General features: G+C 61.7%; 19 protein-coding genes, 1 tRNA gene and 1 pseudogene. 10 read left to right on the top strand and 11 right to left on the bottom strand.

Going from position 1 to position 21447, the window contains the following annotated elements; translation table 11 throughout:
• The 5 genes from CK228_RS29960 to CK228_RS29935 form a co-directional block, all read right to left on the bottom strand.
• Positions 1-1477 (bottom strand): hypothetical protein (locus CK228_RS29960; protein WP_143750635.1); only part of this gene is annotated, 1477 nt, incomplete at its 3' end.
• 322 nt (positions 1478-1799) lie between these two features.
• Positions 1800-2447 (bottom strand): response regulator transcription factor, encoded by a 648-nt coding sequence (locus CK228_RS29955; protein WP_095790146.1) that lies wholly within the window; start codon positions 2445-2447, stop codon positions 1800-1802.
• A gap of 975 nt (positions 2448-3422) precedes the next feature.
• Positions 3423-4271: an alpha/beta hydrolase gene (locus CK228_RS29945; protein WP_095790145.1), complete on the bottom strand. Its 849-nt coding sequence runs from the start codon at positions 4269-4271 to the stop codon at positions 3423-3425.
• A gap of 50 nt (positions 4272-4321) precedes the next feature.
• Complete coding sequence (gene fabF / locus CK228_RS29940; protein ID WP_095790144.1) at positions 4322-5599, bottom strand: beta-ketoacyl-ACP synthase II; 1278 nt, start codon at positions 5597-5599, stop codon at positions 4322-4324.
• 46 nt (positions 5600-5645) lie between these two features.
• The gene (locus tag CK228_RS29935; protein WP_095773701.1) at positions 5646-6224 is read right to left on the bottom strand and encodes a TetR/AcrR family transcriptional regulator; all 579 of its coding nucleotides are present in this window, start codon (positions 6222-6224) and stop codon (positions 5646-5648) included.
• A gap of 84 nt (positions 6225-6308) precedes the next feature.
• On the opposite strand from CK228_RS29935, the gene CK228_RS29930 reads away from it, so the two are divergent.
• The 4 genes and pseudogenes from CK228_RS29930 (at position 6309) to CK228_RS29920 (ending at position 11285) form a co-directional block, all read left to right on the top strand.
• Positions 6309-7415: an efflux RND transporter periplasmic adaptor subunit gene (locus CK228_RS29930; protein ID WP_095790154.1), complete on the top strand. Its 1107-nt coding sequence runs from the start codon at positions 6309-6311 to the stop codon at positions 7413-7415.
• A complete protein-coding gene (locus CK228_RS29925) occupies positions 7415-10525 on the top strand; it encodes an efflux RND transporter permease subunit (protein ID WP_095790143.1) in 3111 nt (1036 codons plus the stop codon). Before CK228_RS29930 ends, CK228_RS29925 begins: the two co-directional genes overlap by 1 nt.
• A gap of 183 nt (positions 10526-10708) precedes the next feature.
• Positions 10709-10780: pseudogene (locus CK228_RS36500) on the top strand (TetR/AcrR family transcriptional regulator); the annotation flags it as partial.
• Positions 10781-10847: 67 nt separating this feature from the next.
• Positions 10848-11285 carry a TetR/AcrR family transcriptional regulator gene (locus CK228_RS29920; RefSeq protein WP_348629241.1) on the top strand — a complete coding sequence of 146 codons (438 nt, stop codon included), beginning with the start codon at positions 10848-10850 and terminating at the stop codon, positions 11283-11285.
• A 268-nt stretch (positions 11286-11553) separates the two neighbouring features.
• Here CK228_RS29920 and CK228_RS29915 read toward each other — a convergent pair.
• A tRNA-Met gene (locus tag CK228_RS29915) sits at positions 11554-11630 on the bottom strand.
• A gap of 240 nt (positions 11631-11870) precedes the next feature.
• Between CK228_RS29915 and CK228_RS29910 the strand changes: the two genes are divergently transcribed.
• Positions 11871-12830, top strand: a complete 960-nt coding sequence (locus CK228_RS29910; protein ID WP_095790142.1) for a Gfo/Idh/MocA family oxidoreductase — start codon at positions 11871-11873, stop codon at positions 12828-12830.
• 178 nt (positions 12831-13008) lie between these two features.
• On the opposite strand, the gene mnmA is transcribed toward CK228_RS29910, so the two are convergent.
• On the bottom strand, positions 13009-14199 hold the full coding sequence (mnmA, locus tag CK228_RS29905) for a tRNA 2-thiouridine(34) synthase MnmA (RefSeq protein WP_095790141.1): 1191 nt from the start codon (positions 14197-14199) through the stop codon (positions 13009-13011).
• 287 nt (positions 14200-14486) lie between these two features.
• On the opposite strand from mnmA, the gene CK228_RS29900 reads away from it, so the two are divergent.
• Entirely contained in the window at positions 14487-14762 is a 276-nt protein-coding gene (locus tag CK228_RS29900) for a DUF1153 domain-containing protein (RefSeq protein WP_006203587.1), read from the top strand.
• A gap of 69 nt (positions 14763-14831) precedes the next feature.
• Here the strand turns inward: CK228_RS29900 and CK228_RS29895 are convergent, their stop codons facing one another.
• A complete protein-coding gene (locus tag CK228_RS29895; RefSeq protein ID WP_095790140.1) occupies positions 14832-15758 on the bottom strand; it encodes an NADP-dependent oxidoreductase in 927 nt (308 codons plus the stop codon).
• Between the two features lie 89 nt (positions 15759-15847).
• On the opposite strand from CK228_RS29895, the gene CK228_RS29890 reads away from it, so the two are divergent.
• Positions 15848-16246: a helix-turn-helix domain-containing protein gene (locus CK228_RS29890; RefSeq protein WP_095790139.1), complete on the top strand. Its 399-nt coding sequence runs from the start codon at positions 15848-15850 to the stop codon at positions 16244-16246.
• Between the two features lie 81 nt (positions 16247-16327).
• Here the strand turns inward: CK228_RS29890 and CK228_RS29885 are convergent, their stop codons facing one another.
• A complete protein-coding gene (locus tag CK228_RS29885; RefSeq protein WP_027047321.1) occupies positions 16328-16705 on the bottom strand; it encodes a flagellar export protein FliJ in 378 nt (125 codons plus the stop codon).
• A 451-nt stretch (positions 16706-17156) separates the two neighbouring features.
• On the opposite strand from CK228_RS29885, the gene ctrA reads away from it, so the two are divergent.
• The gene (gene ctrA / locus CK228_RS29880; RefSeq protein WP_006203583.1) at positions 17157-17852 is read left to right on the top strand and encodes a cell cycle two-component system response regulator CtrA; all 696 of its coding nucleotides are present in this window, start codon (positions 17157-17159) and stop codon (positions 17850-17852) included.
• A 98-nt stretch (positions 17853-17950) separates the two neighbouring features.
• Here ctrA and CK228_RS29875 read toward each other — a convergent pair whose 3' ends face one another.
• Positions 17951-18319, bottom strand: coding sequence for a response regulator (locus CK228_RS29875; protein ID WP_095790138.1), 369 nt, complete (start codon positions 18317-18319; stop codon positions 17951-17953).
• Between the two features lie 226 nt (positions 18320-18545).
• Positions 18546-19175: a histidine phosphotransferase family protein gene (locus CK228_RS29870; RefSeq protein ID WP_019860754.1), complete on the bottom strand. Its 630-nt coding sequence runs from the start codon at positions 19173-19175 to the stop codon at positions 18546-18548.
• Positions 19176-19589: 414 nt separating this feature from the next.
• Here CK228_RS29870 and CK228_RS29865 point away from each other — a divergent pair, with 414 nt between their 5' ends.
• A complete protein-coding gene (locus tag CK228_RS29865; RefSeq protein WP_244277619.1) occupies positions 19590-20126 on the top strand; it encodes a DUF1134 domain-containing protein in 537 nt (178 codons plus the stop codon).
• A gap of 160 nt (positions 20127-20286) precedes the next feature.
• Positions 20287-21438, top strand: coding sequence for a hypothetical protein (locus CK228_RS29860; protein ID WP_095790137.1), 1152 nt, complete (start codon positions 20287-20289; stop codon positions 21436-21438).
• The last annotated feature ends 9 nt before the right edge of the window (positions 21439-21447 follow it).

The raw sequence follows: 21447 nt of genomic DNA, 5'->3' as shown, positions 1-21447 counted from the left end.
TGCCGAGCGCCGCGAAGGCGGCGGGCAAGGCGCCGGCCTGGTCATTGGAACTGGCATCGACGCCGGCCGTCTCGTCATGCAGTACCTTGGCCGCGTTCTCGGTCAAGCCCGCCGTCGGGCCATCGTCGTCAGTGAACAGCTTGTCGCCGACCGATTGGGTCACCGTCACGCCTTGCGACAGGTCGACCCGGCCGACGTCGAATTTGCCGACCACCGCCGTCGCCTGGAAGCGGTTGAAGGTTTCCACTGCCTGTGTGCTGCTGTTGTCGGTGAACCACTGCACCGTATAGGCATCGTTGAGGTGCTGGGCGGTTATGGTTCCGTCCCCGTTGAAGGTGACGAAGCCGTTCGACGACGTCGTGTCGGTGACCTGCTGGCCGGTGCCGTCCCTGATGACGACGCGAACGATAGCCACCGCCGCATCGTCGGCAAGCGCGCTTTGGCCGGCGTCGTTGCCAAGGTTGCTGCCACTGCCGAGATTGTTGTCGATATAGCTTCGGCCCTGCTCGGGAGAGGTTGTCGCGCCGCCGGCGCTGAACGCGCCGATCTTGACGGTGAAGTTGGTGCCCGGACTGCCCTCGGTCTGCGAGATGAAGAGCTTGGCGTCGGTGACATCGATGAAGTCGGTGTAGCTCATATTGTCGATGTCGCCATAAGTGCCCGGTGCCTGGCCTTTGACGAAACTGAACACGGCCGTCTCACCCGGATCGAACATCTGGTTGTTGACGCCGATCGTGGCGCCAATGCCGCCCTGGCTGGTCTTGATGTTGTCACCTGAATTGTCGAGCGATCCGTCTGCCTGGATGACCGGATGTATGCCGCTCACCAACAATCCTGCGCCCGATGTGCCGACTGCCACGAACAGATGGTTGCCAGAGTCGAGATTGTCGAAATTGAATGAGGTCGATCCCGAAGCAGAGACATTGAGCAGGTTGGTCCAGTCGATCCGGTCATCTGGATTCGCGGTATTGGGATGAGCAATGGCTTCGAAGGTCACCATCTCGATGCTGGCGCTGAGATTGTCCCCGGCCGCTTTCAGGTAGAAAGCAGCGACGACATCGCCTAACCCTTCGATGGCGCTTGTCGTGGCGAGCACGATCGTGCCGTTGGCATAGGAATGCAGATAGATGGCGTCGCCATCGACCGTTTGCAGCGGGCTGCCATTGAAGATGACCTGGTCGCCGTCAAGCGGCGCGCCGCTACCATCGGAAAAGAACAGCTTGCTGATCGTCGCCCCGTCAGGATTGACCGTGACGAGGCCGGCCGCGCTGACCGCGGCCTCGACATCGTCGGCATAGGCGCGCTGGCCCGCAGACAGTTGCAGCTCGCCGGCAAGGCCGTTCAGGAAAGTCTGGAAAGCGGAGGAAAGCCCGCTGAGATCGCTGCCGATTACGGTGTCGTTGCCGTCTACCGGCGTCTGCTGCCCCGAAGTCTGATCAAGGATCAATGTGCCGTTGATGGTGATGGTGGTGGCCATGGTCGTCGTCCCCTTTGGAGAGGTTTGATGGCGAGGTTTTATTAGAACGATCCGCACGTCCGGCCGGAATGCCCCTACCCGAGTGCATCCGGTCGCGCGCTGTGCGGCCCTCCTACGCGATTGTGCCGCCGACGCAGAGGACGCGTCCATTTGCGCTTCGATAGTATTAGGGTGGATGCCCGTAGCTGATCGAACGATATATATCCTTCGATAGATCATGCCGGCGCGGGCGGAGGCGCTGTTGTCGCGGCCATTGGCATCAGGCGGCTTGCCGGCCCGTTGCGGGCATCATGTCGATGCCAAGCTAAAGAGGGAGAGATGGTCAGAGCAGGCCGCTTCGGCCTATTCCTCGACGCTCGTCGTCTTCGCCATGCGCTACCCAGGCCAATTCCGCCCGGCCGCCGAGGTGCAGCTTCTCGTAGACGTGATGCAGGTGCATCTTCACCGTGCCTTCGGATAGATGCAGCCGCTGCGCGATGGTCTTGTTGCGCAATCCGCGCGAGACGAGATCGGCGATCTCGGTCTCCCTCCCGGTCAGCCTGGATTTCGGCTGGGGCTGCGATCGGGGCATCAATAGTTGCTGGACGATCTTGTTGTCGATCCACTTCTTGCCCGCCGCCACCGCATTCACGCATTCGGCGAGATAGCGGTGGCTGATGCCGTCGAGCAGCAGACCGTCGCCGTCGAGTGCCTGTATTTCCTTGATATCGAGCCTGCCGTTCGGCTGCACGATGAAGATGACGCCGAGACTGTCGTTGCAGGCTCTCAGCCGGGAGGAAAGACCGATTGCCTGCGGATCGGCAATGTCCAGCCCGACGATGACGATATCGGGCCGATGGCGCGCCACATAAGGCAGAACGTCCGCAGGGCGGCGGCACTGGGCGACAACATCGTGTCCAGCCTTGCGCAGCACCCATTCCAGACCGGCGAGATAAACCCCCCGCGGGTCCGCAACAACCAAAGTTGACATGCGAACCGTCCGTAAAAACGCAACGAACTTGTCTAAAAATCCGTAAAATCAGGAAACCAGAGCTTAAGCAGTTTGTCAAGCAACAGCTAATATGCATTTTGCTATAATAGCAAGCCAATGCTGTTGAGGCGCCCGGCATGGGCACCTCGCAGGGCAGCAGTCGGAATCGTCGTCGCGGCGAGAGCCTTGAGCCGGTTCGATGCATCAGGATCTTTTGAGGATCTCCGGGTGCTCGAACTGCAGGGCCGCGGGCCGCGATCTCAGGCAACGGCCCAGCGCCTGGGGTTGCTAGGGGGACTGGCAGCGGAAGGCCGCTGGGCCTGACCGACAGGGCCTTGAGGACGGGCGGCGCCGGCTGGCGGGATATATGCGCTCCAATTGACATCAGCGAAACATGCGAATGAAGGAAGTCAAAGCCGGCTGAAGGCCGTGCGACATGTCACCGGCGAGGAAGTCGAGTTTATCCGATGGAATTCCACGTGGCCGGTATAGCCTCATACGGCTGGGTAGCCCAACAGGCTTAATTGCAAGCTTGCTAATATTCGGACAAACTCATTGGAGCGGGGAGGAACCCGAAAACTCACCGCAATGGCCGGTGCGGCGTCTGTCGCGCCCCAAAGCCCACCCGCACCGGCCATTCCCCAACGGTTAACCTACAGCCGATCGAAATCAGCCAGCCCGAGACGTCTTCGCTGGCCCTCTGCATGTGCCAGCTCCGGACGCGACTTGAAATCATCCACCGGATGCAGTTGAGGGAATCCAGGTAACTGATTCTTATTTGATGAAATTTGGTGGCGGGAGGGCGCTACCGCCTTTCCCGAAGGTCGCCGCGACGGTCCAGACATGACAACGGAGGGACTCGAATTGTCTTGCATCTCATGATGCAGCAAGGCTCATGTACGTACGTGCCGCGTCGCCTGCTGGGCCAGCCTGGGCGTCGCCATCTCCCGTCATAAGGCGGTTGAGATTCGGCAGCTAACTCCCCAGTATGATGCGTGCCAGTCCCAATGGATTCTCCACCGCCGAAAAGTGTCCGGTATCCTTGAGCGTGAGCATGCGCGCGTCAGGGAGCAGTGCCCTGGTCCGCTCCCTTTCGTTGGGGCGCGACCAGTCGCTGTCGCCATAGATGAGCGTTACGGGCGTTGAGACGTGCCGATACTGGTCCCGCGCCTCGCTCCAGGATCGCCAACCTGCCAGCACTTTGCGCGCGATGCGCTTATATCCAGGGCGTTGCGCCACCCGGCCGAACTCGGCCAGAAGCTCGGAAGGCAGTTTGCGCGGATCGTGATATCCGCCACCCATGATCTTGCCGAGTACCATCTGGTTTTCCATCCACGCATTGAACGGACCAAGAATTGGGATCTGCAAACTTCCGATGATGAGGTTCGCGAACCAGTTGCCACGTCGCAGGCCATCGCCATAACGGGTTTCGTAGTCGTAAGGATTGCTGGCGAAGACGCGCTCGACCCGCCGCGGAATGGCGGCAGCGACCGTGAGAGCCAACGCACCCCCGATCGATTCGCCAACAAGCGTGACGCCGGTGAGGTTGAGCTTCTCGATGAAGCCGATGACGCTCTGCCTGAAATACGGCTCATCGAAGGACGCGAGCGGGTCGATCGGCGAATGGCCGTGTCCAGGCAGATCGATGGCATAAACCGTAAACGACTTGGCGAGGAGAGGGGCCAAACCGCGAAAATATTCAAGCTGTGTGCGGATCGTATGCACAAGGATCAATGGCGGGCCATTGCCGCTCTTTTCATAACGCAGGCTGAGCGCGTCCGATATTTGCAAGAGGCTTGGCTGGGATTTGGTGGCCGTTAGCATTTCATATCTCTTCTTTGTTTGTGACGGCAAATGAGGCAAGCGCATCTCAATCAACCGGCGCGCCAATCCCACCGTCGGAACAGCGCGCTGGCGTTGACGCCTCCGAAGCCAAAGCCGTTGCAGATCGCGTACTCCATCTCCATTGGCCGGGCCCGGTTTGCGACGAAGTCGATCCCTTCACCCGCTGGATCAGCGGTGTTCAAATTGAGGGTGGGCGGTGCCATCTGATCCCTGAGCGCCAGGATCGCGAAGATCGCGCCAAGCCCGCCGGCGGCTCCAAGCAGGTGTCCGGTGGCCGCCTTCGTGCCGCTGACCGCTATGCCGTAATCTTCCCCGAAGACGCTTTTGATCGCGGCGATTTCCCCCAGGTCGCCGACTGGCGTGGACGTCGCGTGCGCATTGAGGTGGCTGATCTCGCGCGCCGAAATGCCGGCCTGGGCAATCGCGATCTCCATGGCTCGACGCGCGCCATCGCCGTCCTCGGGACCGGAAGTGACATGATGGGCGTCCGCCGTCGTGCCGTAGCCGACCAGTTCGGCGAGCGGTTTGGCGCCGCGCGCAAGCGCGTGGCTCAATTCCTCGATGACCAGGATGCCGGCGCCTTCGCCCATGACGAAGCCGTCGCGCGCCATGTCGAACGGGCGAGAGGCCTCCTCTGGACGATGATTGAAGGACGTCGAAAGAGAGCGTGCCGCGGCAAACCCACCGAGACTGACCTTATTTATGCAGGCTTCTGTTCCGCCGCACACCGCGATGTCAGCTTCATTGGCGCGGATAAGACGAGCCGCGTCGCCGATCGCTTGAATGCCGGCCGCGCATGCCGTCACCGGCGCGCCGAGCGGGCCTTTGAAGCCGTGACGGATCGAAAGCTGTCCTGCCGCCAGGTTGACCAGGAAGGATGGCACCGTGAACGGTGAAAGACGTCGAACACCGCGCTGATCGACCGTTCGCACCGCTTCGGTTATGGCGGGAAACCCTCCGATGCCCGATGCGATGATCGTCGCGGTGCGGACCCTGTCATTTTCCGAAACCGGCTTCCAGTTCGCCTGGGCAATCGCCTCTTCCGCTGCCGCCAGTGCGAAGAGAATGAAGCGATCCACCTTGCGTTGGTCCTTCGGCGCCAAGACGGTATTGGGATCGAAGCCGGCTTCGGGATCCTCTTCCAGGGAAGGAACCGTGCCGCCGATCTTCGCCGGCAGGTCTCCCACGACATCGTCCGGCAGCCTGCGGATGCCCGAGCGACCGGCAAGCAGACGCGACCAGGAGGCTTCCACATGTGCGGCAAGGGGCGTGACCGCTCCCATGCCCGTAACAACGATCCGTCGCATCTATTCTCCCATCACTTGGGTGCGTCGCCAGCGCTGCGTGCGGGTTTCAAGCCGCGACTGCTTCGCGAACTTGATCGGACGCTGCACCCAGAAAAGCCCTCGCGAGGTCGGGATCATTGACGGCGCGCGAGAGGACGACCGCACCGACCATTGTCGAGAGAACGGCCATGGCCTTAACGCCGGCCTCCTCGCCGCGGGTCTTGCCAACCCATGAGCCCAGCATCTCGAGGTATTCTCGGATGCCGGCCTCAAATGATGCCTTCACCTCGGCGCCTTGCCTTGCAGCATCCGAGCCAAGCGCAACCACCGGGCAGCCGTCCATCTTTTCCTCGCGATGCCCGGTGCTGAGATAGAAGTCGATCACGGCGCCAAGCGGATCCTCAGGGCTCGCCGCGGCCGCTGTCGACCATCGGTTCGCAGAACTCTCCAATGCCCTTCTGGACGCCTGCGCGACCAAGTCGTCCTTGGACGCGAACTGCTTGTAGAACCCGCCTTGTGTCAGCCCGGCGCCTTCCATCAAATCCTTGACGCCGATGCCATCGAATCCGCGCTCCCGAAAAAGCCGGCTCGCCACATCGATCACGGTTTGCCGGTTCTGCTCAGCTTGGCTGCGAGTCACACGCATCATCCATCTCCTTTTTGATTGCGTTCATAATCTATATCAGCTATAGAGTACGAATGCAATCTATTTTCACAGAGGGCGATGGGCATGAAAAAGCGACTTGTTATTGGACTGGCGAGCATCCTGGTCATGGGGCTAGGGGTGGCCGCATTCATTACGCTTCGCACGCAGACGGCCGCTGCCGCGGCTGACCCGAGGCAGGAACCTCCGATGGTCAAACTGGTGACGGCAGCGGGGGTCACCGGATCTGACCGCGGCTTCACGGGCACAATTGCGGCGAGGGTGCAGAGCAATCTTGGTTTTCGCGTCCCCGGTAAGATCATCGAGCGACTTGTGAACGTCGGCGAACAGGTCAAGGCGGGCCAACCGCTGCTGCGGATCGATGATACCGATCTCGTCCTTGCGCTCACCGCGAAGCGCAACGCTGTCGCTGCGGCGCGCGCTGCCCTGGTTCAGACGAGCGCCGACGAAAAGCGCTATGCCGTCCTGGTCCAGAAGGAATTGGCGGCAACTCCGCAGCGTTACGAGCAGGCGAAGGCAGCACTTGATACCGCGACCGCACAGCTCGCGGCCGCGGAAGCGGACGCGAAGGTCGCGCAGAACGAGGCGGCCTATTCCATTCTGGACGCGAACGCAGATGGAACGGTCATCGAAACGCTTGGTGAGCCTGGACAGGTTGTCACTGCGGGACAGACCGTGGTTCGGATCGCCGACGCCGGTCCCCGCGAAGCGGTTGTAGCGCTTCCCGAAACGATCCGGCCGGAGATCGGCTCGGTAGCCGAGGCGGCGATGTATGGGGCCGATGGGCAGCATCATACGGCGCATCTGCGACAGTTGTCGGACGCTGCCGATCCCCAGACCCGCACCTATGAGGCCCGCTATGTGCTCGACGGTGAGGCCGCGGCAGCACCGCTTGGCGCGACGGTAACCATTCGGCTTGCAAGCCAGGCGAGTGAACCGGAAGTCCAGGTGCCGCTGGGAGCCGTGCTGGATGATGGCCAGAAGACCGGCGTTTGGATTCTGGACGGCGCAACCTCGACCGTACATTTCCGGCCCGTCAAGCTTGTTCGTTTGACCAGCGAAACCGCCGTGATCTCCGGGCTGAGTTCCGGTGATTCGATTGTTGCGCTCGGCGCTCATCTCCTGCAGGAGGGCACCCGCGTCAGGACCGCCTCTGGAAGCGGGAGCAACTGATGAACCTCAATCTTTCCGCGATCGCCGTTCGCGAGCGAGCCGTAACGCTCTTCTTCATCATTCTGCTGGTCGCCGCCGGCGCCTACGCCTTCCTCATGCTTGGACGTGCCGAAGACCCCAACTTCACCATCAAGACCCTGACGGTCACGACGGTATGGCCGGGCGCAACGGCTCGCGAGATGCAGGACCTCGTCGCCGAACCGCTGGAGAAGCGGCTTCAGGAATTGACCTGGTACGACCGCGTCGAGACGACGACACGGCCAGGCTATGCCTATTTGACGGTTACGCTGAAGGACAGCACCCCGCCATCCAGCGTGCAGGAGGAGTTCTACCAGGCCCGCAAGAAGCTCGGGGATGAAGCCCGCAACCTGCCGCCCGGCGTGCTCGGTCCCTTCGTCAACGACGAGTATTCGGATGTGAGCTTCGCGCTTTATGCATTGAAGGCCCAAGGCATGCCGATGCGGGAACTCGCGAGGCAGGCCGAGACCATTCGCCAGGACCTTCTGCATGTGCCCGGCGTCAAGAAGATCAACATCCTCGGCGAACGTCCCGAGCAGATATTCGTCGAGTTCTCCTATGCCAAGCTGGCAACCCTCGGCGTGTCGGCACAAGACATCATTGCCGCCTTGCAGCGGCAGAACACCGTCACGCCGGCGGGCTCGATCGACATAGAGGGGCCGCAGGTCTTCATCCGGGTCGCCGGCGCCTATGACAGTGTCCAGGCGATCGCCGACACGCCGATCGTCGCCGCGGGACGGACGCTGAAGCTCTCCGACGTCGCCGAGGTCCGGCGCGGCTACGAGGATCCTCCCACCTACATCATCAGGCACCAGGGTGAGCCGACCATCATGCTCGCTGCAGTGATGCAGGAGGGCTGGAATGGTCTTGAACTCGGCAAGGCGCTGGAGGAGAAGTCCGCTTCCATCGCACAGACGCTGCCGCTCGGAATGACGCTGGCCAAAGTCAGCGACCAGGCCGTGAATATTGGCTCGTCGGTCAACGAGTTCATGCTCAAATTCGCGATGGCGCTCGGCGTGGTGCTCCTGGTGAGCCTGCTCAGCCTTGGCTGGCGCGTCGGCATCGTCGTGGCGGCCGCGGTCCCACTGACGCTCGCCGTCGTGTTTCTCGTCATGCTGGAAACCGGCCGGTTCTTCGACCGCATCACGCTCGGTGCCCTCATCCTGGCGCTTGGCCTCCTCGTCGACGACGCCATCATCGCCATCGAGGTGATGGTGGTGAAAATGGAGGAGGGCATGGACCGCATCAAGGCAGCAGCCTATGCGTGGAGCCACACCGCGGCGCCGATGCTCTCAGGCACGCTCGTGACGATTGCCGGGTTCCTGCCGGTGGGCTTCGCGCGCTCGACGGCGGGCGAATACGCCGGCAACATCTTCTGGGTCGTGGGGTTCGCCCTCATCGTCTCCTGGATCGTCGCTGTGATCTTCACCCCTTATATGGGCATCAAGATGCTGCCCGCGATCAAACCAGTCGAAGGCGGCGTTCACGCCATATACGACACACCGAACTATCGGCGCCTTCGCCGGCTCATCACCTTTGCGGTGCGCCACAAGTTTGTGACCTGCGCTGCTGTCGGCATCGTCTTCGCGCTTTCGGTTGTCGGCATGGGCGGTCTCAAGCAGCAGTTCTTCCCGACATCCGATCGCCCTGAAGTGCTGGTCGAGGTTCGCCTGCCGGAAGGCACCAGCATCGAGACGACGACCGCCACGGTCGAGAAGCTGGAACACTGGCTTGGCAGCCAGCCCGAGGCCAAGATCGTGACGAGCTATATCGGTCAGGGCGCTCCCCGCTTCTTCTTCGCCATGGCGCCCGAATTGCCTGATCCCGCCTTCGCAAAGATCGTCGTGCTGACACCGGACGCGGAGGCGCGCGAGGCTTTGAAGCACCGGCTCCGCGTGGCGGTTGCGACAGGGCTTGCCCCCGAAGCGAACGTCCGTGTCACGCAACTCGTGTTCGGACCCTACACGCCGTTCCCGGTCGAGTTCCGGGTCATGGGGCCAGACCAGCGGCAATTGTACACCATCTCCGAAAAAGCCCTCGACATCATGCGCGGCGTGCCGGACGTGCGGCAGGCCAATCGCGACTGGGGCAATCGCACGCCGGTACTGCGCTTCATCCCGGATCAGGATCGACTGAACCTCATCGGCCTGTCACCGGCGGAGGTGGCCCAGCAACTCCAGTTCCTCCTCACCGGCATCCCCGTCACGCAGGTCCGCGAGGACATTCGCAATGTTCCCATCGTGGCACGCAGCGCCGGCGGTGAGCGGCTGGATCCGACGCGTCTGGCCGACTTCTCGCTGATGAGCCGGGATGGCCGCCAGATTCCGCTCGACCAGATCGGTCACTCGGACGTCCGCCTGGAAGAGCCGATCCTAAAGCGACGCGATCGCACACCCGTCATCACGATCCGCTCGGACATCAACGAGGCGACGCAGCCTCCAGAGGTTTCCAAGCAGATCATGACGGCCCTTCAGCCGGTGATCAGATCCCTTCCGGCCGGCTACCGCATCGAAATGGGTGGATCGATCGAGGAGGCGGCCAAGGCCAACACAGCGCTGGGTAAAGTCTTCCCGGCCATGATCGCCGCCATGTTGATCGTCATCATACTGCAGGTGCGATCCTTCTCGACGATGGCGATGGTCATGCTGACGGCGCCGCTCGGCCTCGTCGGCGTCGTGCCCATGTTGCTCACCTTCAACCAGCCCTTTGGATTCAACGCCATTCTGGGCCTGATAGGGCTGGCCGGCATCCTGATGCGCAACACGCTGATCCTGACGGAACAGATCAAGGAAAACCGTGCCGCCGGCCTTGACGACTATCAAGCCGTTATCGAGGCCACGGTGCAACGCACGAGGCCCGTGATCCTGACCGCACTTGCCGCTGTGCTGGCCTTCATTCCTCTCACGCACTCCGTCTTCTGGGGATCGATGGCCTATACGCTCATCGGCGGCACGGCGGCCGGCACGGTGCTGATCCTGCTGTTTCTTCCAGCGCTCTATGTCGCGTGGTTCCGGATCAAGCCGACCGCGGATGAGGTCCAGGAGGTTTCGACGCAGGAGCCGGAAGTGCCAGTAGCAATGGCGGCTGAGTAGGGGCCGGCAATCGCAGGAAACTGTTCAGTTCCCGCCGTTGGCTTTGCCCGACCAAGGCAAGGCCAACGGCTCGGACTTACCACTTACTGCTGATCGTCCAGGCCTGTCCCGCAGGCTCGTGCTTCATCAATTCTGGAGACATCCGTGAATCGTCCGCTCCGAACGCGAACTGATCCCGATGAGATGCGCGCACGCATCCTGGAGATGGCGGACGAGCAGTTTCGCCGCATCGGCTACCATAAGACGTCGGTGACCGACATTGCCGCGGAGCTCGGCATGAGCTCGGCAAACGTCTACCGTTTCTTCCCCCTCCAAGGGGGCGATCATCGAAGCCATTTGTGGACGGGTCGTCAACGAGGTCGCCCAGATCGCCTGTGCGATCGCACGCACGAGCGCGCCAGCCTCCGAAAAACTCAACCGGCTTCTGAGCGCCATTCACCACCACGGCACGACTGTCCTGATCAAGGAAAAGCGCATGCACGACATGATTGTCGCCGCGATGCAGGAGAACCGGGCGATCATCAAGGCGCATACCGAGCGACTGATTTCAATCTTCGAGGTGATCATCCGCGAGGGCATCGAAGCGGGCGAATTCAAGGTCGAGGATCCCGCCGAGGCGGCGCGTGCCGTCCATACCGCATTCACGGCGTTCTTCCATCCAATTCTGATCGAGCACTGTCTTCAACATGGCGAAGACATCGGGATGGGCCTGCGCGAGCAGGTTCGCTTCATCCTGAAAGCCCTCGGCAAGTCGTACTAAGCGGCCTGCCGAAACAAACGTCATGCAACATGCAGCAACCAGGCCGACGCGGCCTTGCGTCATAGATCCGACAGTCGCTTTTGGGGAACTGAAACACGCGCGAAGCTGACTACCAATGTCGCAAACTGGCGGCATCCACGACGTTGGTCGGCACCACAATGTCAGCAGATACGTATGGCCCCGGGCCTTGAAATCATTGAGGCTTTTCAAGCGCGGCGCTATTATATATCCGCGATTTCGTTGTGATTTCAATAGTTTAGAGGAATTTTGGTAGCGGGAGAGGGACTTGAACCCCCGACCCCAGGATTATGATTCCCGTGCTCTAACCAACTGAGCTACCCCGCCAGGGCGGCGAAAGGCCCGAAATCCGCCTCAAATCAAAAGGCATTTCGAGGCGTTCGCCAAGGTCGCGCGGATATAAGGTTGGGAGGGCGAGCCTGTCAAGCTTCGAAGCATTCCATATCGCCGCATATTCTCATTGCCGAAAAAGCTTTGCCGCATGGACATTTGGTTGCAACCGCCGGGGTTGAGTTCGAAGGGGCACGTCGCTATGTCTCGGCCACGAGTTTTTAGAGTTTGAAACAGATGAAGCCGCGCATTGCAGTCCTCGGTTGCGGATACTGGGGTAGCAACCATATCCGCACCCTCAAGGCGCTTGGCGCGCTGCACGCGGTTTCCGACGCCAACCGGGCGCGTGCCGAAGGCTTTGCCAGCGAACAGGATTGCCTGGCGATCGAGCCGGACCAGTTGTTCGGCCGGGACGACATCGACGCCATCGTCATGGCCTTGCCACCTCAATACCATGCCGAACTCTCCGTGCGCGCCGTCGAGAGCGGCAAGGACGTGCTGGTGGAGAAGCCGATCGCACTGACGGTGCCGGATGCCGAGCGCTCGGTGCAGGCGGCCAAGGACAAGGCCCGTGTCTTCATGGTCGGCCATGTCCTGCGTTTTCATCCCGCCTTCGAGACGCTGAAGGGGCTGATCGACAATGGCGAACTTGGCGAGGTCCGCTACATCCACTCGCACCGGCTTGGCCTTGGCAAGTTCCATACCGAGAACGATGCGCTGTGGGACCTGGCGCCGCACGATCTGTCGATGATCCTGGCCATCACCGGTACCGAGCCGATCGAGGTGCGCGGCGAGGGTGCGGCCCTCCTCGACAATCTCAGCGACTTCGCGCATCTGCACATGCGCTTTCCCAACGGCCTGCGCAGCCATCTTTTCACGTCGCGGCTCAATCCCTATCGCGAAAGGCGGCTGACCGTGGTCGGGACCAAGGCGATGGCGGTGTTCGACGATGTCGAGCCGTGGGAGCGCAAGCTTGCCGTCTACCGCCATGCGGTCTGGCAGGACAGCGGCCAATGGGCCTTCACCACCAACGAGCCGTCCTATGTCGCGGTCGCGCAAGGCATGCCGCTGACGCGCGAGCTTGAGCATTTCATCCACTGCATCGAGACGCGGGCCGAGCCGCGCACCAGCGGCGAGGAAGCAATCAGGGTGCTGCGCATCCTGACGGCGGGCACGGTCACCCACACCAAGTCCTGAGACCGTTTGGAAATTCTACTCTGGCGGCCATCTGATGGCGTTTTCTGCGCTTCCCCGTTCTACTGCGTCGCAGTAGAACTGAGCTCACGGACCCGAATGTCCGCTGCGCTCCGGTTCTCGAAACCACCACCATATGACTCGCCAGAGCGAATTTCGAAACGGTCTCTGAGGGGAGTGTCTATTCGGCGGGAATTTGCGCAGGCCTTGCCGCAAGCTTCGTCAGCATGGCCTCGGCCTCGGCGCCGCGCTCAGAGCGCTCGATGAAGCCGCCGCCGAAGACGCGCGCTTCGTTGCCGTCGTCGGAATAGAGCACGCAGGCCTGGCCGGGCGCGATACCGGACTCGCCGTCGGCCAGTTCGACCGACGTTACGCCCGCGACGTGGCGCAGCACTGCCGGACGCGGCGGCCTTGTCGAGCGCACCTTGGCGAACAGTTCAAGGCCGCCTTCGGGAATATCACTGAGCGGCCCGTCGCCAAGCCAGTTCATGTTGCGCAGATAGATCTTGTGCGTCTCCAGCGCCTCGCGCGGGCCGACGACGACGCGGGCCCGTTCGGCATCGAGATGGACGACATAGAGCGGCTCGCCCGACGCGATGCCGATGCCGCGGCGCTGGCCGATCGTGTAGCGCAATATGCCCTCGTGGCGGCCGAGCACGCGGCCGTCGATATGGACGATGTCGCCCGGATTGGCGGCGGCTGGCTTCAGCTTGGCGATGATGTCGGAATATTTGCCTTGCGGCACGAAGCAGATGTCCTGGCTGTCCTGCTTGGCGGCCACCGTCAGCCCCATCTCCTCGGCAATGGCGCGAACCTGCGGCTTCGACAGGCCGCCCAGGGGAAAGCGCAAATAGTCGATCTGCGCCTGCGTGGTGGCGAACAGGAAATAGCTCTGGTCGCGATCGGCATCGACCGGCCGGTAGAGCGCGCGGTGGGCGCCATTGGCGCCGGAGCGAATGTAGTGGCCGGTGGCGAGCGCATCGGCGCCCAGTTCCTTGGCGGTGGCCAGCAGATCGGCGAACTTCACAGTCTGGTTGCAGGAGACGCAAGGGATCGGGGTCTCGCCGGCGACATAGCTCTCGGCGAAGGGGTCGATGACCGCCTTGCGGAAGCGCTCCTCATAGTCGAGCACATAGTGGGGGATGCCCAGCGTCTCGGAAACACGCCGGGCATCGTCAATGTCCTGTCCCGCGCAGCATGAACCGGCCCGGTGCGTGGCCGCGCCGTGATCGTAAAGCTGCAGGGTGACGCCGACGACATCATAACCTTCGCGTTTCAACAGGCCGGCGACCACGGACGAATCCACGCCGCCCGACATGGCGACGACAATGCGGGTGTTTTCGGGACGTCCGGGAAGGTCGAGACTGTTCATGATGCTTTCATTCTGCGCGGCGTCTGAATGCCAATGTCGAGAATATAGGTCAAGCTTTCCGCCGGCGCCAGCTTGCAAGGCGATCGGCCGATTGCGCGTGATCCGCGATCGGCCGGATTTTTTCCAACCAATTCAAGGCTTCCAGCCGGATATTTCAAATGCCTGCGAAAACACTAACGCGGCGTTCACGATCCTTACCTAGTCATTAGGGTCTGCTTAGGCAATTTTTAAAGCTGTGGCGGTAACGTGGCGGGGATTGGGTCTTTGAGTTTTTTGTAGAGAGTACGATGACCGATCTGGTTAGACCTAGAGTTAAGTATGTTATCGGGCCTGACGGCAGCCCTCTCACGATTGCCGATCTGCCGCCGACCAACACGCGTCGCTGGGTTATCCGGCGCAAGGCGGAAGTGGTTGCGGCGGTGCGCGGCGGGCTTTTGAGCCTCGAAGAGGCATGCCAGCGCTACAAGCTCACCACCGAGGAATTCCTGTCCTGGCAGGCGTCGATCGACGAATATGGCCTTGCCGGGCTGCGCACCACGCGCATCCAGCAATACCGGCACTAGGGCCGGGCTGAAGATACAAAAGGGCGCGGCATGCCGCGCCCTTTTGCTTTTGGGTCGTGTCTTTGCCGGTCAGATCGTCAGCGCCACCTTGCCGATTGGCTTGGTGGCGAGAAAGGCGTGAGCAGCCCCGGCCTCTTCGAGCGGGAAGCTCTTCGCCACATGAACGGTGAGCTTGTCCGCGTCGATCAACCGGCCAAGCTCCACCAGGCCTTCGCGGTCAGGCACGACGGACATGCGCTCGACGCGGATGTCACGCGCGCTGGCCAGCGCCCCGGTGGTGTCGTTCAGATCCAGCAAGGACACCAGCACGCCGCCGTTCCTGATGACCTTCAGCGAGCGTTCCGCATGGTCGCCGCCGATTGGGTCCAGCACCAGATCGATGTTGCTGATCCGGCCGGCAAAATCGCCTTGAGTGTAGTCGATGACCTCGTCGGCGCCGAGCTTGCGGACGAAATCGAGCTTGTTGGTGCTGGCGGTGGCGATGACGTAGGCGCCGCGCGCCTTGGCGATCTGCACCGCCAGATGGCCGACACCGCCGGCCGCCGCATGCACCAGCACGCGCTGGCCCGACTTCAAGGCGCCATGGCGGACAAGGCCCTGCCAGGCGGTCAGGCCGGCCAGCGGCAACGCGCCTGCCTGGATATGGTCCGCCGCCTTCGGCTTCAGCGCGACCTCGTCGGCCGGCACTGCTGCTCGCTCGGCGTAAGCCGCCGCCTGCTTGGGGAAGCGTGGCATGCCGAACACCTCGTCTGCGACCTTGAGGCCGGTGACGCCGGCGCCGAGCGCCTCGACGGTTCCCGAAATATCCCACCCGACGATGAAGGGCGGCTCTCCGAGAAGCTTGTAGTGACCAGAGCGGACGGCGCCGTCGACCGGATTGATGCCGGCTGCCTTGACCCGGACCAGCACTTCGCCGGGCTTGGGAGAGGGATCGATTTGGTTGGCGATGACAAGAACTTCGGGTCCGCCGAAGGAATTCTGGATAACGGCACGCATGGTATCTCTCCTGCTTGGTTGGTGCCGCTATCATTTGGATAGTAATATTCCCTTGTCCAGTATGTACCTTTTTGATATATACTCACCTCATGGATAGTGATTACGACTCTCCCTTCGGCTATGATGCGTTCCGGCGGACGTGTCCTTCCCACACCGTGCTCGAGATGCTGGCCAGCAAATGGGTCTATCTGGTGGTTTGCGCGCTGCGCAAAGGTCGGCTGCGCAATGGCGAGCTGGCCCGCAAGCTCGAAGGGATCACGCCCAAGATGCTGGCGCAGACATTGCGCGTGCTCGAGCGCGATGGCCTGGTGCGGCGTGAGATCTTTCCGGTCATTCCGCCGCGCGTCGAATATGAATTGACCGAGCTTGGCCAGAATCTGGGAGGGCTGCTTACCCAGATCAGGGCATGGGCGGAGCAGCACGCGCCTGACATCAAGGATGCCCGGGCCAGGGCGATTGCCGTAAGTGAAGGGGATTGGGCCGCCTAGAGCGGGGATCTCGCGGCAGGGGGTGGTTCGGGCCAGTGGCCCGATGAACTCCCCGCCCGCGCCGGTGCCGATCTCGCCGGTTCAGCCGATCATGGCGCTGCGGCCACCGGTTTCGGCTTCGCGGACCTTGGTGTCGCGCGATTCCAGCATTTCAGCCTTGGAAAGCTCCGCTTCAGCTTCGCCGAGTAATGATTCGGCAGTGCTTCGCTGTTGGGCGAGGTCGCTTTGCGAATTTCTGAGGTTGTCGCGGCGCAAGCGGGCCGCCTTGGCGAAGGTCGGATAGGCGAAATGATTGATGTCGGTGATGCCGGCTTTCTTTTCCTCGGCGGTGATCTGAAGCTCCAGTTCGACGGCCATGCGTTCGAACTCGGCGATCATCATGTCGAGCTGCAGCAGCTGGCGCCGCTTCTCATTCACCTGAAACTGTTTCAGCCGAACGAGGTTTTCACGTGACTTCATGATTCGGTACTCCCGGAAACGCACACCCGCACATATCGTCCAAACCACCTGGAAAGGCCCAGGCTTTGCCCGTGTCCACCGGCATCTCCCGAACTATGGGAAACAAAACCCTAAAGTTTTTTGCCGGCGGTAACCATTCGTTTACGGGCATTGTTAATCATACGGGTCAGGACTTAAGGCCGGGTAAAAATTCCGGCCGCCGAAGCGAAGGCGCGTCGATGAGTCTCTGGAGTCGCTTAGTCCAGGTTGTTAATGTGTTGCATTAGGAATTTGGGTATGAGATTCGTTATTAGATTCAAGAGGGTGTAGAAAGGGGTTAAAAAATCTGATACCGTCATGGACGGGAAATTAGGTTTTGTTAACCATTCAATGGCAGCCTCTGCACAAGGCAACCACTGCTCCGGGGCAGGACGGGTCGTGAAATGGCCCGGCAGCAGAAAAGGGGAATGAAATGCGTGTTCTGCTGATAGAAGATGACAGTGCAACCGCACAAAGCATCGAACTGATGCTGAAATCGGAAAGTTTCAATGTCTATACGACGGACCTCGGTGAAGAGGGTGTCGATCTGGGCAAGCTCTACGACTACGATATCATCCTTCTCGATCTCAACCTGCCCGACATGTCCGGCTACGAGGTCTTGAGAACGCTTCGCCTCTCCAAGGTAAAGACGCCGATCCTGATCCTTTCCGGCATGGCCGGCATCGAGGACAAGGTGCGCGGCCTCGGTTTCGGCGCTGACGACTACATGACCAAGCCGTTCCACAAGGACGAGCTGGTTGCGCGCATCCATGCCATCGTGCGGCGCTCCAAGGGCCACGCCCAGTCGGTCATCACCACCGGTGACCTGGTGGTCAACCTCGACGCCAAGACCGTCGAGGTCGGCGGCCAGCGCGTGCACCTTACCGGCAAGGAATACCAGATGCTGGAGCTGCTCTCGCTGCGCAAGGGCACCACGCTGACCAAGGAAATGTTCCTCAACCACCTCTATGGCGGCATGGACGAGCCGGAATTGAAGATCATCGACGTCTTCATCTGCAAGCTGCGCAAGAAGCTCGACGCCGCATCCGGTGGCCAGAACTACATCGAGACCGTCTGGGGTCGCGGCTACGTGCTGCGCGAACCCGAAGACATCCGCGTCAGCGCCTGAGCGGCGCGCGCCGCCCGAATCATTGCCATCATCGACAAAAAACCCGGCTTCGGCCGGGTTTTTGCGTCATGGATCAGCGATGAGAGGCCTCTGCCGCCTCAAGCTGCGATTTTCAGGTTTCGAAAGCGCTCGAGCAATTGCGGGCGATTGAACGGCTTCAGGAGATAGCCCTGGGCGCCGGCGCGCTTGGCCCGCATGATCGAGGCGATGTCGAGCTCGACCAGCGAGATCAGGATCTGCGGTCTTTTCGGGCTTTCCATGGCGCGCACACGGCGGATGAGGTCAACCGCCTGCACGTCCGGCAGGGCACCGTCGACGACGATGATGTCGGGCATGTCGGCGGCGCACATCTCCAGTGCATCAAGCCCGCTGGCTGCTTCGATGACCACCATGTCGGAACCGCCCAGGATGCGTTTTGCAACCTTCCTGATGACGCTTGAATCGTCGACGAACATGCAGCGTTTCATTTTCCGGGTCCTCTTTGCCTTGGGGCAATCCGGTCGTGCGGGGCATCTGACAAGCACCCTAGGCCGATCTGGTAAAGAACCCGAAAAGTCTTTAGGTAAAATTTTTGGAAAGATGACGCCGGGCAGGCTTTTCTTCGCGAATGCTTCGCTGCCGCCGCGGATTGAGCCGTCACGGCAATATTACGCCGTTGAAATACTTTGTTCCCCCGGCAAACCGGCCGGACGCTCAGGCTGCCGAAAGCACGATTTCTTCCGCCGTCGCATGGATCGATATCGTCATGCCGGCCTCGCGGGCCAGCAGCAGCGTGTAGTAGGGTTGCACCGAATGCGCGTCGATCGGCTCTTCCGGCTTGTGGCCGGAATGCAGTTCGAGGAATTTCGGCGGCACGCGCAGCATCGGGCCGCTTGCCGAAAGGGAAATGCGCGGCTCGGTCTCGAGATTCTCGAGGGTGACGACCAGCTTGCCGCCACGCGGAATGGCGGCGTTGGCGACCAGGATCAGGTTGAGCAGCAGCTTGACCTTGTTCTTGGGCAGCAGCGCGCGCGCCCCGTTCCAGGTCAGTTCCGGCTTTTCGTTCTTGAGGAAGGCGATCGCCACCGCTTCGGCGTCGCCGGTGTCGATCAGCATGCCGGCGGAGCCTGCCGCGCCGAAGGCAATGCGGGCGAACTGCAATCGGGCCGAGGCGTTCTTGGCGCTCTGGCGGATGAGCCGCATGGCGTCCTCGTCGGCGCCGCCCTCGTCAAGCAGTTCAAGCCCGTTGTTGATCGCGCCGACCGGCGAGATGATGTCGTGGCAGACACGGCTGCACAGAAGCGCCGCGAGGTCGGGCGCGGAAAGGGTGAACAGATCGGCCATCGGTGAAAATCCCTGCAAAATTCCACAATTCCTGGCCGAGCGAGCGATCGTCGCGCCTGCCTATACGAATCACGCCTCAACCCGAGGCTTTCTGAATACACAGCAGCTGTACGTACAGCAACAAATCCAAAATTGTCGTCCGGCAAATGGCGCGTTTGCGCAGGCTTTCAGCGCCGCGCGACCCCAAACCCAGCCTTCGAACCGCCATCTTCCTGTGGGAGTTAATGGTTGAAAAAGGATTACGGCATAGTTTGCCCCTAACAGTCATCCTTAACGGCCGCCTAAAGAGCCGGACCGGATGCGAGGCGTCGGCGAAAGTGCTCCATGACGGAGATTGGAAGCATGTTTTCCCGATTCTACGACCGGAGTTTCCTCCGCGTCACCTCAGGCCGGAAGTTTCTCCGTGTCTGCTCAATGGCGATCACGCTCATGGGCGTCCTCGTCTTCTCGACTTCAGCCCTGCGGGCCCAGGAGTACACCGCTCAGGAGATTATCGATTCCGGTCACAAGTTCTTCGGCGCGACCTCGGGTGGGCTCGCCACCGTCGTCGAGAAGATCTTCGCCTCCTACGGTCTGCCCAATGGCTATCTGCTCGGTGAGGAGGGGTCGGGCGCACTGATCGGCGGCCTGACCTACGGCGAAGGCACGCTCTACACCAAGAATGCCGGCGACCACAAAGTGTTCTGGCAAGGCCCGTCGCTGGGCTGGGATTTCGGCGGCGAGGGGTCCCGGGTGATGATGCTGGTCTACAATCTCGACGATGTCAGCAACCTCTACAACCGCTATGGCGGTGTCGCCGGGTCGGCCTATGTGGTGGCAGGCGTCGGGTTCAATGTGCTGAAGAACAACAATGTGCTCCTGGTGCCGATCCGCACCGGCGTCGGCGCCCGGCTCGGCGTCAATCTCGGCTATCTGAAACTGACCGAGCGGGCGACCTGGAATCCGTTCTAAAGTCCGACCGGTCATGACCGCGATGCCAAGTTTTCGATGGGAATTGTAGGCCTGTGACCCTCCGCGTGCTGCGGCAAGCTCTTGCCGCAGCGCCGGATTTCCGCCATGCCAGTGTGATGCGGTCCAGTTCCGGCGGTTGCCGCCGATAGCGGGTAGTCCTTTGGTTCAGTCGGTCCTGTTCTTTGCCCTCGGCTTTCTCTGCGCCGGCTTTCTGGCGCTGATGGTGGCTCCGGCCGTCTGGCGCCGTGCCGTCGCGTTGACCCGCAGGCGCATCGAGGCCTCCATCCCGCTGACACAGACCGAAATCCAGGCAGACAAGGACCGCATCCGGGCGGAATACGCCATGGCGACGCGCCGCCTCGAAATGAACGTCAAGGCGCTGCGCGAGAAAGCGGCCGAACAGCTCGTCGAGATCAATCGTGGCCATGAGGCGTTGAAGGGGTTGGCGATCGAACGCACGGACAAGAACAACGCGCTCGCCGAACTCGGCGCCAAGAACGAGGCGCTGCGGCAGCGCGAAGAGGAACTGCACCGGCTTTCGGAGCGGCTCAAGGAAACCGAACGCAAGCTGGAGAAGCGGGCGCTCGAGCTGGAAAAGCTGGAGCAGATGTATGACGATGCCAGTTTTTCCTCCTCCAGCCGGCAGATCGAGCTCGTGGCGCGGGAGTCCGAATTGCAGAAGCTAGCCAGCGATATCGCGCTGCTGCGCGGCCAGCGCAAGGAAGCGGACCGGCGCCAGCAGGAGATCGCGGCCGAAAGCAAGGCCGCACGCGATGCGCTCAAGGCGGAGAAGAAAAGGGTGGCCGAACTCGACAAGAAGGTCGAACGGCTGCTGGCGACGCTAGCCGATCGCGAGGACAAGCTCGACCGCCGCGAAAGGGAGCTGGCGCGCCTGCGCGAAAAGGCGAAGGCCGAGGACGGCGGACCGGCCTTGCGGCTGGTCGGCAAGCCGGATGAAGCGGGCAGGCCTGACGAGGCCAAACAGCGCGACGATCTGGACCAGGCGATCGCCAAGCTCGACAGCGACCGCGAGCGGCTGGAGGCCAGGCTGACGGCGCTGGCGCGCGAGAACAAGCGGCTCAAGGCGGATCTCGGCGCCGCGGCATCGTCGGGCACGGCGAATGCCAGTGCCGCGCTGCGCGAGCAGATGAACGAGCTTGCGGCTGAAGTCGTCCACCTGACGGCCAAGCTCGAGGGGCCTGACTCCCCGATCGCCAAGGCGCTGGCGGCACCACAGGACAGCCGATCCAACGGCGGCGATCGTAGCCTCGCCGACCGCGTGCGGGCCTTGCAGAAGGCGGACGCGAACTGAAACGGCGGT

The organism is Mesorhizobium sp. WSM4312 (assembly GCF_002294875.1).
Lineage (GTDB): Bacteria > Pseudomonadota > Alphaproteobacteria > Rhizobiales > Rhizobiaceae > Mesorhizobium.
This window is presented reverse-complemented; position numbering and strand designations above follow the sequence as displayed.